The following is a 12,444-nucleotide window of genomic DNA, read 5'->3' as shown; positions in this document are numbered from 1 at the left end:
CCGTGCGTACGTACGGAGCCGCGGGCTGCTCGTCACACAGTCCAGCCGGGCCACCGCCCACCCGCCGGCCGGAAGGTCACCTCTAGCGTTCATGCCGCTCCCGGTACGACCGCCCTAGAGCGCGGCCTGACCGCCCTGAACCGGCACCCGGGGCACCAGCGTCATGAGCCGGACGACCAGCTCGCCGAACGGTCCGTCCGCCGGTTCGTCGGCGAGGATCCGGATCAGGATGTCCGCCATCTCCGTGTCGTAGGCCGCGCTCACCGCCGCGAGGGCCGCGAAGTCGTGCACGAGCTGGAGCTCCAGCTCGGCGCGCGGCACCCGTCGCCCGTCCAGCCAGAGCAGCGCCGTCGACTCGGCCAGCGACACCCAGGAGCGGACGACCAGTTCGAGCCGGGCCGAGGGGGTCTCGACGTCCAGGTGCGCCAGGATCTGCTCGTAGGCCGCCTGCCGCACCTCGTCGATCATGGCGTTGGTGGTGGAGGAACCCACCGCGGGGCCGCCCCGCATCAGCGCCGCGAAACCGGGGCCGTGGTCGTCGACGAAGTCGAAGAACCGGCCCATCACCCGCAGCAGCCGCCCGCCCAGCGGACCCTGCGGCGGCTCCAGGAAACGGGCGGCAAGCTCGTCCGCCGCCCGCCGCAGCGCCGCCTCGTACAGACTCTGCTTGCCGGGGAAGTAGTGGTAGACCAGCGGCCGCGAGATCCCCGCGGCCGCGGCGATCTCGTCGATGGAGACCTCGTCGGGAGAACGGTGGCTGAACAGCTCAAGAGCCACCCCGATCAGCTGCTGCTTGCGCTCCTCGACGCCCATCCTGCGGCGCACCCCGGTCGTCATGCGAACAGCCTAACGGGCGTCCGTTACGCTCCCTGGACATGAGCACATCCGGTTTGAGCCCGAAGCAGGCCCGCCAACTGCGGATAGCGGCCGCCTCCGTTCTGCTGGTCGCCATGGCCGTGGTCCTGGCCATCCGGCTCGCCAGCCGTACCTCGGTGCTTGTCGTCGGCGTGTACGGGCTCGCGATGATCCTCTGCGGCGTCGTGATCGAGCTCTCCCGCAACGGGCGCACCCGGCTGGGCACCTGGCTCCTGGTGGGCGGCCTCGCGGCCGCCCTCGCCTTCGACTGGCTGATCCTGCCCTGACCGGCGGGCGCCGACCCTAGAGGTCGAGGACCAGCCGTTCCCCGGCGCCCCGCGAGACACAGATCAGCATCGACCCGGCCCGCTCGGCGTCGGTGAGGAGCTCGTCCCGGTGATCGATCTCGCCCTCCAGGACGCGCTGTTGGCAGGTGCCGCAGAAGCCCTGCTCGCAGGAGTACGCGACGCCGGGCACCTGGCCCCGCACGGCGGCCAGCACCGACTGGTCCGGCGCCACCGTCACCGTACGCCCGGAGCGGCGCAGTTCGACCTCGAACGGGCCGCCGCCGGCCGTGACGGCGGGGGAGAACCGCTCCAGGTGCGGCGTCCGGCCCGCGGGCAGCGCGGCGGCCACCGCCGCCATCAGCCCCTCCGGGCCGCAGCAGTACACCGCCGTCTCCTCGGGGACCCCGGCGAGGAACCCCAGCTCGGGGCGGCCCTCCTCGTCCTCGGCGACCACCGTCACCCGGCCGGCGCCGCCGTCGAGCTTCTCGATCTCGTCGAGGAACGGCAGGGTGGCGCGCCCGCGCCCGCAGTACAGCAGCCGCCAGTCCGCCCCGGCCGCCTCCACCGCGCGCAGCATCGGCAGGACGGGAGTGACACCGATGCCTCCCGCCACGAAGACGTACGCGGGCGCGTCGACGAGCGGGAACCGGTTGCGCGGCCCGCGGATCTCGATCTCCGTGCCCACGTGGAGCTGTTCGTGCACCTCGCGCGAGCCGCCCCGGCCGTCCTCGACGCGGCGGGTCGCCACGGTGTACGTGTCGGTCTCGGCCGGGTCGCCGCAGAGCGAGTACGGGCGCACCAGGCCGGACGGCAGCACCAGGTCGACATGGGCGCCCGGCTGCCAGGCGGGCAGGCCGGTGCCTTCGAGGCGGAGCAGGACCACGCCCTCGGCGGGCTCGGTGCGCGCGGTGACGATCGCCCTGCGGGTCACGGTGGCGAGCCTGCCCCGGCCCGAGACGGGCTCGTCGAGGGTGGGCATCGGCCAGAGCGGGGCGGAGGTGATCCGGCGCCGCATGGCCCGCTTGGCGAGGACCGCGGCCCCGACGGCCAGGACGACGGTGAGCGGACGGGGCATGGTCAGCGGCCTCCGTTGGCGCCGGGGGAGCCGGCCAGGTACGCGACCGCCTGGGCGGTGTTCCCCTCCTGGGAGGGGTGGTAGCCGCGGCTGAGGTACCGCGGGACGGCCCGCAGCAGGTCGGGCGTGGAGGGCAGCACGCCCTCCCGGCCCTTGCGGACGAGCTGGCCGACCGACGCCCTGCCGTTCACGAGGGTGGGGTCGTTCTCCATGAAGAAGCGGGTGCCGCGCTGCCAGAGGAAGACCATGGCGGTGAAGGCGGTGGCCCAGGTGCGGGCGCGCCGCCGGTAGCCGCCGTCGAGGTGCATGAAGAGCTCGAAGGCGACGGAGCGGTGCTCGACCTCCTCGGCACCGTGCCAGCGCAGCAGGTCCAGCATGGTCGGGTCCGCGCCCCGGCGGTCCAACTCCTCCGCGTTGAGCACCCAGTTGCCGAGGAAGGCGGTGTAGTGCTCGATGGCGGCGATGAGCGCGACCCGCTCCATCAGCCACCAGCGCCGAGCCCGGCCGGGCGGCAGCGTCCGGTCGCCGAGCAGCTTCTCGAAGAACCAGTCGACCTGGGCGGTGTACGGAGTGGGGTCCAGGCCGAGCTTCTTGAGGTGCGGCAGCACGTCGTCGTGCGCCTGGGAGTGGACGGCCTCCTGGCCGATGAAGCCGATGACGTCGGTACGCAGCCGGTCGTCGGTGATGAACGGGAGCACCTGCTTGTACACGTGCACGAACCATCGCTCGCCGGCCGGGAGCAGCAGGTGCAGCACGTTGATGGTGTGGGTGGTGAACGGGTCGCCGGGAACCCAGTGGAGCGGGGTCTCCTCCCAGTCGAAGGAGACCTTGCGGGCCCTGAGTTCGATGTGCTCCGACGCCACCGGTGCAGGCTGCGTATTAGACATGCCGTCAATGTACTGAGGGGTAAGCAGTTGGCAACAGGGTCGTGCACGACATTTCACGGGCCCCCGGCCGTCCGCCGAACCGTTACCGCAGGGCGCCCACCCGCGTCCCGTCCCCCAGGGTCCCGTCGAGGTCGGCGCGGGCGCCCGCCTTCGCCCGCACCGCGAGCAGCCGGCCGTCCGCCGCCCCCTTCACCCCGCCCGTGGTCCGCAGCGACACGAAGTCCCCGCTGCCCGCCGCGAGGACGTACCAGGAGCCGCTCTTCGCCTGCCAGAGCACCCCCGCGAGGACCCTGGGCTCACGCGCACCGCACGCCGGGGACTCCTCCGCCTGCGCCACCACGGCCGCCGCCACCCCCGGCGCCGGGACCTGGAACTGGGCGAGGACCCGGGTCCCCGTGCCCCGCCAGGTCTCCGCCCGCGCGCACACCCAGGCTGCCCGGCCGCCGTCCTCCGGCAGCCGCTGCTCGGCGAACGGCCAGGCGTTCACCGACCGCACCCCGAGCGAACGGACCGCCGTCAACCGGCAGGCCGTCCGCGCCCACAGCTCCCGCGCCCCCCGCGCCGTCACGTCCACCGGAGCCGCCGGCGGCCCCGAGGTCAGCCGGGCCGGGGCCAGCTCACCGAGGTCGGCGAGGAGCCGTACCCCCGTCGCGTCCCGCACCTGGAGGGTGTTCCACGCCGTGCACCCGCGCGCCTGCGCCGGGCTGAGCAGCGGCTCGGTCACCCCGTGCGCGTCCCGCGCCAGCGACCAGGGCTCCTTGGCCGGCGCCAGCAGGTCCCGTACGGCCGTCTCCCGTACCCAAGGCGCCGTCAGATAGCGCACGTTGGCCGTCGTGCGAGAGAGGACGAGCGCCGCCGAGCCCACCGCGTCCGCGCCGTCCGTCCGCGCGAAGTCCAGCGCCGCACCCGCCGTCCCGGCCACCGGCTCCGCGTACCGCACCGCCCGCAGCCCGTCGTGGAGGAGCACCACCCGAGACCCGTCGACCACGCCCGCGAACAGCAGGGTCGGCGCGCCCATCGGCGGGCCCACCGGCGTCCCCGGTGTCGCCGACGACCGTACGGAGCCGCCGGGGCGGGCCCACACGGCCAGTGCCCGCCGCAGCAGCGCCCGGTCGGCCACCAGGCCGCCCCTGGCCGGCCACACCGAGAAGTCCGTCCGCGCCGAGCTCTGCCAGAACCCGGCCGGGACGCGCCGCACCTTCCCCGGGTCGAGCGCCGCCTCGGCCGCCGGATTGCGCGCGTACGGGGGCGCGGCGGCGCCTGCCCGCCCCCAGCCGTCGCCGGGGAGGCCGAGCAGCGTCCCGCACACCAGGACGGCCGCCGCCGCCGCGAGCGCCGCCCGGCCGTGCTGGCGGCGGCGCATCAGGTCGGGCGGCCGGACCTGGAGGGAGCACGGATCGAACTCCGGCGAGTCGAGCAGCCCGGCCGAGCCGACCCCGAGGGCCGCCTCCACCGCGTCCGCCTCGCCGAGCGCCGCGCGAGCCACGGGCTCCGCCACCCCGGCCGCCGCGAGCACCCGCAGCACCTGCGGATCGCCCTGCCGCTCCAGGCCCCGCAGCACGTAGACCGCGCGGGCGGGGCCGGACAGGGCGGAGAGCCGCTGGTCCAGGGCCAGTTCGTCGGCGCCGCCCGCGCGCGGGAACACCCGCAGCCCCCACACCTGCGGCAGCAGCGGCGGGAACTGCGCCCGCCGGGGGAGCGCCCGGCGCAGCAGCGGCAACCCCGCGACCAGGGCCTGTCGCAGCACCTCGCCCCGGACGTACGCGTACCCGGGGTCGACCGCGTCCTCGGCGTGACGCGGTCCGGGGACCTCGCCCCCCGACGTCCGGCGGGCGGGCAGCGAGCGCTGGACCAGCGCGTGCGCCGTCAGGACCCGCCGGTTGCGGCCGAGCGAGGGCGGCAGCACGAGGTACGCGATCCGGACCAGGCGGGGGTAGTGCTCGACGAGCGCGGCCTCGGCCTGGTCGACGTCGACCGGATCGAGGGGGGAGCCGTGGGGGGAGGGGCCGAGTTCCTGGGTGCTCACGTTCAGCAGAACGAGCGAATCGTGCGATGGTCACCCCGGACGCGGAGGGCCGGGCGCCGGGCCCCGGACCCCGGAAGGCGGCGCCCGGGGCGGGGCGGGGGCGAGGCCGATGGGGCAGGGCCGGGGCCGACTCCGCCCCCGCGTCCGGACCGCGTCAGACGTCGTACACGGTCAGCCGCTCCCGGATCACGGCCGTCACCTCGTCGGGGACGCCGAGCCCGTCCCGTACGTACGCCTCCATCGAGCCGTGCCGGACCACCACCTCGTCGAGCGCCGCCGCCAGGTACTCCGGGACGACCCCGATCAGGGCGAGCGCCAGCTCCGGGTCGCCGCCCTGCGCCGTGAACCCCTCGATCATCGGCGCGAACGCGTGCCGCACCGCCGGATTGACCGCCAGGTACTCCGTCATGACCGTCTTCTCGTCCGCGCCGAGCAGCGTCAGCACGATCGTCGCCGCCCAGCCCGTGCGGTCCTTGCCCGCCGTGCAGTGGAAGAGCAGCGGACCGCCGTGCGGGTCGCCCAGCTCGACGAGGAACGCCCGGTAGGCGAGGCGGGCGGAGTCGGTCGACACGAAGGCCCGGTACGTCCGCGTGAAGGCCTCGTGGGCCCGGCCGCCGCCGAGGGTCTGCTCGGCCAGCATCGGATGGGTGAGCAGCGACTTCAGCTGGGCGGCGGGCGGCAGGCCGCTGCTGGCCAGGAAGTCGGCGAGCACGTCCGCGAGGAGCAGCCGCCCGCCCGGCGGGACGTGGTCGGGCCGCTCCGCGCGCTCGTACGCGGTGCGGAAGTCGACGACGGTACGGATGCCGAGCGCGGCCACGGCGGGCTCGGCGGGGTCGAGCCGGTCGAGCTGCGCGGAGCGGAGGAGCCGGCCGGAGCGGACGCTACGGCCCCGGCCGAGGGGGAGGCCGCCCAGGTCGCGGAGGTTGGCGACGCTGGCGGCGGGAATGGCGGGCACGGCGTCGGCTCCTCCGTATCGGTACAGCAGGCACATGATCCGGGCAATGCCTACCAAACCGTAACCGATGGGATTCCGCCCACCTGCGCGCGACCGGGCGGGCAGGATGGGCGGATGCTGATGCGTACGCGACGAACGGCAGCCGTGGCCGCGCTCCTCCTCGCCCTCGCGGCGTGCGAGTCCGCGCCGAAGGAGGCTCCCCAGGAGACGAGCGGCAGCCTGGAGGAGATCGCGGAGCGGGCCGGCTGCGCCCCGGACGTGCAGACGGACGCGTCGGAGCTGCGCCAGACGAGCTGTGCCACGGACGACGGGACGTACGTCCTGACCACCTTCGCGACCGACCGGGGGCTGCGCGAGTGGCTCAACCAGGCCAAGGACTACGGCGGTTCGTACCTCGTCGGCCGCAGGTGGGCTGTGTCGGGCGAGGTGGCGACGGTGGAGCGGGTACGCGAACGGCTCGGTGGTCGCATCGAGACCACCGAGCCGCACGGGGCGCACCCCTCCGATACCGCCGGGCACCACTAGGTCGCGTTTCGAACGTGGCGTCGTCCGCCCGGAGGGCGGGCGCGGAGGGTCAGGTGCACCGGCGTCCGCTGTTGACGCAGTCCACCACCCTCCGCATCAGCCGCTGGTCGAAGACGTTGATGAAGTCGCCGTGGTCGGTGACCGGCTTGTGCAGCTGCTCGGGGAACGAGTCGACGGCGAAGCCGGGACCGGGCGGGACGTCGTAGACGACCCGCTGGACGAGCTGGGGGATCGCACGGAAGCCCTTGCCGCACCGCCCGCTCGCCGGATCGGCGAAGGCCACGTGGGTGCGGTGGTTGGCGCTGTCGGTGTTCCGCCCGTCCCAGCAGCTCTGGAAGCGGAACGTCCGCACCACCTTGCTGCCCTGCGGGCAGATCGGGTACTTGTCCTTCAACTGGCGGTTCTCGAACCCGGTGCAGGACCACGAGGCGTTGGCATTCGCGTCGCCGTTGGTGAAGGCCTTGGCGTCGCCGGTGATGATCCGCAGGAAGCGGGGCATGGCCGTGACCCTGGAGACGGGGCTGCCGACGAAGTTCAGGGTGACCTGGGCGGGCGTCTGGATCTCTCCGACGTTCTGGTCCTTGCCGCCGCCGTCCGCCTCGGCGTCGTCCTCCTCCTGCCCGTTCTGGAGCCGGAGCACGGGCCAGTAGTACGTCGAACGGTCGCCCTGGTTGCGGCAGGTCGTCCGGCCCCGCGCCAGGTCGTCGTCGCTCGCGAAGGCGTCGTTGGCCTGGTTGCCGACGTAGTCGTGCATGTGGTGGGCGCCGTTGCTGACACCCGGCGCGACGATGACGTTGTCGGAGTTGAACGTGCCGTTCTGGTTCCGGCCGCAGTCGGTGGCGAACGAGCCGCGCGAGCCGCCCCGGCGCTGCTGGGGGAGTTTCACGTTCGGGCCCACGGAACGGATGTCGACGAAGTCGGCGGCCTCCGGCCCGTTCCCGGACTGCCCCTGCTCGTCCCCTCCCCGGCCGCCCCCGCTCGGCTCGTCGTCGGCGCGCAGGGTGCAGGGCGCGAGACCGTCGAGCGGCTCATCCACGGACTGACCGATCCGTTGCAGGACGGGAAGCCGCTCGTCCTTGAGCGGCGCCAGGATCTGCTCCTCGGCGAAGTCCGGGTCGCTCTCCACCCGCTCCCGGTCGTCGGCGAGCCGCTGGTAGGCGACGGTGATCTGACTGTCCAGGGCGGCGAGGTCGCGGTCCACGGAGTCCCGCGCCTCCTCGGGGACGTCGGTGAGCTCCTCGGCGGGGTCGGGACAGTCGATCGTCGAGACCGCGTTCTGCCGGTCGGGCGGCGGGTCCCCCCGGCGTTCGCCGGCGGAGGCGTAGACATTGGCGGCGACCAGACCGCCCGCACCCAGAATCAGGGCGACGGAGGCGGCCACCGCTCGTTTCGCGCGTGTCGAACGTTTTCTTGTGCGTCGCATGGGCCTCCATACGCACACCACGCCCCATCCGTTCAGCGGATCGGATACGGATATGCGTGCGATGCGCTGACCTGGGAGGCGGTCTCCCGCTCTCGGCGGCGGGATGTCACCATGGCCGAATCATGACGGACGCCCGGTCGCCTATACGCGCCCTGCGAGCCGCGCTTTTCGCGGCGGTGTGTGTGGTGTTGGCCGCCGTGGGGCATTCGTCCATGTCTGCGCACGAGATCCCGGCGGGGCCGCTGTACCTGGCGTTCGCCGTCACGGGCGGCCTGGCGTGGCTGGCGGGCGGCCGCAGACGGGGCCGGTACGCGATCGCCGGCGGTCTTGCCGCCGTGCAGACGGCGCTGCACCTGATCTTCTCGGCGGGCCGGTCGCACGCGGCGACGGCCGGCGACGGCGGGGCCTTCGGCGGCGGGGCGACGACCGGCCACCGGGCGACCGGCCATGCCGGGACGAGCCATCCCGGCATGGACCACGAGGCGATGGGCCTGGGCGACACCGCCACGGACCCGGTCGTCGAGATGGCGGCGAACGCCGGATCGTCCTCCCTGGGCATGCTCGCCGCCCACCTCCTCGCCGCCCTCGTCTGCGGCCTCTGGCTGGCCAGGGGCGAGGCCGCGCTCTTCGCGCTGGCCCGGACCGTCGGCGCGAGCGCCTTCACACCGCTGCGCCTGCTGCTCGCCGTCGTCCGCGTGCCCGAGCTTCCGCGGCCCCTCCGCCCCCGCCCGCACCACCGCCGGCTGCACGGCGTCGCCCTCGCCCACACCCTCTCCCGGCGCGGCCCGCCCCGGCTGTCCGCACCCCGCGCCACCGCCCTCGGAGCGCACGTCTGACCCGGGGGCGATTCCCCCTGTCGACACCCGACTCCCAGGACAGCCATGACCATCGACGATGTCGCGCGCCCGGAAACCCCCGAAGCGCCACCCGAGAACACCACCACCACGACCACCGGCACCTGGAGCGCGCTGCGCCCCCTGGTCCTGCGCCTGCACTTCTACGCCGGCGTGCTCATCGCCCCCTTCCTCCTCGTCGCCGCCGCCAGCGGCCTGCTCTACGCGCTCTCCTTCCAGGCCGAGAAGATCGTGTACGCGCACGAGTTGGAGGCCCCCGTCGGCGACACGGTCCTGCCGCTCTCGCAGCAGGTCCACGCCGCGACCGAGGTGAACCCCAACGGCACCGTCACCGCCGTCTGGCCCTCCGCCGAGGACGGCGCCACCACCCGCGTCCTGATGGCCGACCCGGACGTGGAGGAAGGGAAGTCCCTCGCCGTCTTCGTCGACCCGTACACCGGCGAGATCCGGGGTCAGCTTCCCAGCTACGGCAGCTCAGGCGCGCTCCCGCTGCGCGCCTGGATCGACGAACTCCACCGCGATCTGCACCTGGGCGACCTCGGCCGCAACTACAGCGAGCTGGCGGCCAGCTGGCTGTGGCTGACAGCCCTCGGCGGTCTGCTGCTGTGGCTCGGCAGGCGCCGGAAGAACCGCCGCGCCCTCTTCGTACCGGAAGGCGGCCCGAAGTCCCGCCGTCGCACGCTGTCCTGGCACGGCACGGTCGGCCTGTGGGCGGTGCTCGGTCTCGTCATGCTCTCCGCCACCGGTCTGACCTGGTCGCGGTATGCCGGCGAGAACATCGGAGCCGTCCAGGACCAGCTCGGCGGCGCCACCCCGACCGTCTCCGCGAGCCTCGACAGCGGCGCGGTCGGCGGCTCCTCGGAGCACGAGGGCCACGACATGGGCGGCCACACGGCCGGCCCGACGGGCGTGGACGTCGGCATCGACGCGGTGGTCGAGGCGGCCGGGGCGAAGGGCGTCGAGGGCAGGATCTCGGTCGTCCTGCCCTCCGAGGGCACGGGGTACGTCGTCAAGGAGACCGACACCGTCTTCCCCGTGCACCTGGACTCCGTCGCGGTGAACCCGGCCGACGGGACGGTCATGGACGAGCTGCGGTTCGCCGACTACCCCGTCCTCGCCCAGCTGACCCGCTTCGGTATCGACGCCCACATGGGCGTGTTCCTGGGCCTGTTCAACCAGCTGGCGCTGGCGGCCCTCGCCCTCGCGCTCATCCTGCTGATCGTCTGGGGCTACCGGATGTGGTGGCTCCGCCGCCCCGGCCGGCCGGTCGCGCGCGGCACGTGGCGAAAGGTTCCGCCGACCATGCTGCTGCCGCTGCTCGCGGCGACGGCCCTGGTGGGCTGGTTCGTCCCGATGCTGGGACTCAGCCTGGTGGCGTTCCTGGCCGTGGACCTCACCCTCGGCCTGGTGGCCCGGGTGCGGGCGAGGTCCACGGCGGCGTGAGCGGGCCTGCGCCGGCCTGGGCCTGAGCGGGCCTGGGCCTCAGCGGGCCTGGGCCGGCGTCGACCTGAGCGGGCCGGGGCCGGCCTGGGCGGCGTGATCAGGGCGCGTACTTGTAGCCGACCCGCCGCACGGTCTGGATCGTGCGGCGGTGCTCGGCGCCCAGCTTCCGGCGCAGCCGCGCCACATGGACGTCGACGGTCCGCCCGTCGCCCACGTGTCCGTACCCCCAGACCGTCGTGACCAGCTGGTCGCGGGTGTGGACCCGGTGGGGGTGGGAGACGAGGTGGGCGAGCAGCTCGAACTCCAGGTACGTGAGGTCCATCTCGACCCCGTCCACCTGGGCCACGCGCCGGGCGGTGTCGATGGTGACGGGCCCCGCCTCGTCGGGCGTCACGGGGGCCGGCTGCCGGTCGGCGGGCAGGAGGACGAGATACCCGACCATCGGCGGCCGCCCCGGCAGCGTCGGCAACGCGTGCGGCGGGGCTGGCAGCAGGGTGGCACCGGGCGGCAGGAACTCCGCGACCTGGGAGAGGTCGACGACCTCGTTCGGATCGACGGCTCGGAGCCGGTGCCGACCGGGTCGCAGCGGCGTGAGGGAAGCGGTGGAGGCGGTCTGGGTGTGGGCCATGGCAGAACTCAGCTCTTTCGCGCGAGTCGGAGACGTACGACGACGTTCGCGCGTCGGCCGAAGGCCGCGGGACCGGGTCACATCCCGGTCGGGGCGTTAGAGGGCCGACGCGTTCCGCACGCGCCGACAGCACCGGTCGAAGTCGTGGTGCTGCCGCGAGGGCCAGAACGGCTCGAGGTCGAAGCGACCTGTCGAGGCGGCGTTCTGGGTGAGGTCCATATCCCTATTGAACCAGAAGGGAATGCGGCCGACGACCCCCTGGGCCTCTCGACAGTCGCCGACCCGCATCCGACAACGCCCTGGGGGCGCCCACCGAGTTCACGGTGGACGCCCCCAGGGGGACAGCGGGTGGGGATCAGACCTGGCCGGCCTTCTCCAGGGCCTCGCAGCAGGTGTCCACCAGGAGGCGGGTCACCACGTACGGGTCCACGTTCGCGTTCGGGCGGCGGTCCTCGATGTAGCCCTTCTGGTCCTGCTCGACCTGCCACGGGATGCGGACCGAGGCGCCGCGGTCGGAGACGCCGTAGGAGTACTGGTCCCACGGGGCGGTCTCGTGCAGGCCCGTCAGACGGTCGTCGATGCCGGCGCCGTAGTTCTTGACGTGGTCGAGCGGCTTGGAGCCCTCGCCCAGCGACTCGGCCGCGGTGATGATCGCGTCGTAGCCCTCGCGCATCGCCTTCGTCGAGAAGTTGGTGTGCGCGCCCGCGCCGTTCCAGTCGCCCTTCACCGGCTTCGGGTCGAGCGTCGCCGAGACCTTGAAGTCCTCGGCCGTGCGGTAGAGCAGCCAGCGCGCCACCCACAGCTGGTCCGCGACCTCCAGCGGCGCCAGCGGGCCGACCTGGAACTCCCACTGGCCGGGCATGACCTCGGCGTTGATGCCGGAGATGCCCAGACCCGCCGTCAGGCAGTTCTCCAGGTGGGCCTCGACGATGTCACGGCCGAAGATCTCGTCGGCGCCGACGCCGCAGTAGTAGCCGCCCTGCGGGGCCGGGAAGCCGCCGACCGGGAAGCCGAGCGGGCGCTCGCCGTCGAAGAAGGTGTACTCCTGCTCGATGCCGAAGATCGGCTCCTGCGAGGCGTACTTCGCGTAGACCTCGGCCAGCGCGGCACGCGTGTTGGACTCGTGCGGCGTCATGTCCGTGTTGAGGACCTCGCACATCACCAGGATGTCGGAGCCGCCGCGGATCGGGTCCGGGCAGACGAAGACCGGCTTCAGGACGCGGTCGGAGGCGTGGCCCTTGGCCTGGTTCGTGCTGGATCCGTCGAAGCCCCAGATCGGCAGCTCCTCCAGGGTGGCGCCGGTGCCCGGCAGAATCTTCGTCTTCGAGCGAAGCTTCGCGGTCGGCTCGGTGCCGTCGATCCAGATGTACTCAGCCTTGAAGGTCACGGGCCTCATCCTTTGGCGTGCTGCTGCTGCGGGGAGCGTGCTGCGGCTCGCGACGCTGCGAGAGCTGCGGTGTGTGTGTCTGCGCGCAGCTTCGCAACA

The 12,444-nt window shown here is 73.5% G+C and carries 13 protein-coding genes; 4 read left to right on the top strand and 9 right to left on the bottom strand.

Annotation, left to right across the window (positions count from 1 at the left end):
* Window positions 1–114: 114 nt before the first annotated feature.
* A complete protein-coding gene (locus tag ACIPPS_RS17825; protein ID WP_401432529.1) occupies window positions 115–837 on the bottom strand; it encodes a TetR/AcrR family transcriptional regulator in 723 nt (240 codons plus the stop codon).
* A 38-nt stretch (window positions 838–875) separates the two neighbouring features.
* Between ACIPPS_RS17825 and ACIPPS_RS17820 the strand changes: the two genes are divergently transcribed.
* A complete protein-coding gene (locus ACIPPS_RS17820) occupies window positions 876–1,142 on the top strand; it encodes a hypothetical protein (protein ID WP_362013524.1) in 267 nt (88 codons plus the stop codon).
* Window positions 1,143–1,158: 16 nt separating this feature from the next.
* Here ACIPPS_RS17820 and ACIPPS_RS17815 read toward each other — a convergent pair whose 3' ends face one another.
* The 4 genes from ACIPPS_RS17815 to ACIPPS_RS17800 form a co-directional block, all read right to left on the bottom strand.
* Window positions 1,159–2,223, bottom strand: a complete 1,065-nt coding sequence (locus ACIPPS_RS17815; RefSeq protein WP_401433127.1) for a PDR/VanB family oxidoreductase — start codon at window positions 2,221–2,223, stop codon at window positions 1,159–1,161.
* On the bottom strand, window positions 2,220–3,104 hold the full coding sequence (locus ACIPPS_RS17810; RefSeq protein ID WP_401432525.1) for a metal-dependent hydrolase: 885 nt from the start codon (window positions 3,102–3,104) through the stop codon (window positions 2,220–2,222). Before ACIPPS_RS17810 ends, ACIPPS_RS17815 begins: the two co-directional genes overlap by 4 nt.
* An 82-nt stretch (window positions 3,105–3,186) precedes the next feature.
* Window positions 3,187–5,130 (bottom strand): hypothetical protein, encoded by a 1,944-nt coding sequence (locus tag ACIPPS_RS17805; RefSeq protein WP_401432522.1) that lies wholly within the window; start codon window positions 5,128–5,130, stop codon window positions 3,187–3,189.
* A 154-nt stretch (window positions 5,131–5,284) separates the two neighbouring features.
* Window positions 5,285–6,085, bottom strand: coding sequence for a tyrosine-protein phosphatase (locus ACIPPS_RS17800; protein ID WP_401432519.1), 801 nt, complete (start codon window positions 6,083–6,085; stop codon window positions 5,285–5,287).
* Window positions 6,086–6,205: 120 nt separating this feature from the next.
* On the opposite strand from ACIPPS_RS17800, the gene ACIPPS_RS17795 reads away from it, so the two are divergent.
* A complete protein-coding gene (locus ACIPPS_RS17795; RefSeq protein ID WP_401432516.1) occupies window positions 6,206–6,610 on the top strand; it encodes a hypothetical protein in 405 nt (134 codons plus the stop codon).
* A 49-nt stretch (window positions 6,611–6,659) separates the two neighbouring features.
* Here the strand turns inward: ACIPPS_RS17795 and ACIPPS_RS17790 are convergent, their stop codons facing one another.
* Window positions 6,660–8,033, bottom strand: a complete 1,374-nt coding sequence (locus ACIPPS_RS17790) for a DUF1996 domain-containing protein (protein ID WP_401432514.1) — start codon at window positions 8,031–8,033, stop codon at window positions 6,660–6,662.
* Window positions 8,034–8,245: 212 nt separating this feature from the next.
* Here ACIPPS_RS17790 and ACIPPS_RS17785 point away from each other — a divergent pair, with 212 nt between their 5' ends.
* Both ACIPPS_RS17785 and ACIPPS_RS17780 read left to right on the top strand, forming a co-directional pair.
* Window positions 8,246–8,869, top strand: coding sequence for a hypothetical protein (locus ACIPPS_RS17785; RefSeq protein WP_401432512.1), 624 nt, complete (start codon window positions 8,246–8,248; stop codon window positions 8,867–8,869).
* A 45-nt stretch (window positions 8,870–8,914) separates the two neighbouring features.
* Window positions 8,915–10,330 carry a PepSY-associated TM helix domain-containing protein gene (locus ACIPPS_RS17780; RefSeq protein WP_401432509.1) on the top strand — a complete coding sequence of 472 codons (1,416 nt, stop codon included), beginning with the start codon at window positions 8,915–8,917 and terminating at the stop codon, window positions 10,328–10,330.
* 97 nt (window positions 10,331–10,427) lie between these two features.
* On the opposite strand, the gene ACIPPS_RS17775 is transcribed toward ACIPPS_RS17780, so the two are convergent.
* From ACIPPS_RS17775 to glnII, 3 genes are all read right to left on the bottom strand, one after another.
* On the bottom strand, window positions 10,428–10,958 hold the full coding sequence (locus tag ACIPPS_RS17775; RefSeq protein ID WP_401432506.1) for a winged helix-turn-helix domain-containing protein: 531 nt from the start codon (window positions 10,956–10,958) through the stop codon (window positions 10,428–10,430).
* A gap of 96 nt (window positions 10,959–11,054) precedes the next feature.
* Window positions 11,055–11,177, bottom strand: coding sequence for a hypothetical protein (locus tag ACIPPS_RS17770; RefSeq protein ID WP_401432503.1), 123 nt, complete (start codon window positions 11,175–11,177; stop codon window positions 11,055–11,057).
* A 136-nt stretch (window positions 11,178–11,313) separates the two neighbouring features.
* Window positions 11,314–12,345, bottom strand: a complete 1,032-nt coding sequence (glnII, locus tag ACIPPS_RS17765) for a glutamine synthetase (RefSeq protein WP_401432501.1) — start codon at window positions 12,343–12,345, stop codon at window positions 11,314–11,316.
* Window positions 12,346–12,444 lie beyond the last annotated feature (99 nt).

This window comes from Streptomyces sp. NPDC090127 (genome assembly GCF_044746945.1).
Classification (GTDB): Bacteria; Actinomycetota; Actinomycetes; order Streptomycetales; family Streptomycetaceae; genus Streptomyces.
Note: the sequence above shows the minus strand (reverse complement) of the source record. Positions and strands in the feature narration are given on the sequence as shown.

What these genes read in the sequence shown, in the direction of transcription:
- ACIPPS_RS17810 (WP_401432525.1), bottom strand. Translation starts at nt 3,104, where the DNA reads ATGTCTAATACGCAGCCTGCACCGGTGGCGTCGGAGCACATCGAACTC.
- ACIPPS_RS17825 (WP_401432529.1), bottom strand. Translation starts at nt 837, where the DNA reads ATGACGACCGGGGTGCGCCGCAGGATGGGCGTCGAGGAGCGCAAGCAG.
- ACIPPS_RS17770 (WP_401432503.1), bottom strand. Translation starts at nt 11,177, where the DNA reads ATGGACCTCACCCAGAACGCCGCCTCGACAGGTCGCTTCGACCTCGAG.
- ACIPPS_RS17775 (WP_401432506.1), bottom strand. Translation starts at nt 10,958, where the DNA reads ATGGCCCACACCCAGACCGCCTCCACCGCTTCCCTCACGCCGCTGCGA.
- ACIPPS_RS17780 (WP_401432509.1), top strand. Translation starts at nt 8,915, where the DNA reads ATGACCATCGACGATGTCGCGCGCCCGGAAACCCCCGAAGCGCCACCC.
- ACIPPS_RS17795 (WP_401432516.1), top strand. Translation starts at nt 6,206, where the DNA reads ATGCGTACGCGACGAACGGCAGCCGTGGCCGCGCTCCTCCTCGCCCTC.
- ACIPPS_RS17790 (WP_401432514.1), bottom strand. Translation starts at nt 8,033, where the DNA reads ATGCGACGCACAAGAAAACGTTCGACACGCGCGAAACGAGCGGTGGCC.
- ACIPPS_RS17820 (WP_362013524.1), top strand. Translation starts at nt 876, where the DNA reads ATGAGCACATCCGGTTTGAGCCCGAAGCAGGCCCGCCAACTGCGGATA.
- ACIPPS_RS17785 (WP_401432512.1), top strand. Translation starts at nt 8,246, where the DNA reads ATGTCTGCGCACGAGATCCCGGCGGGGCCGCTGTACCTGGCGTTCGCC.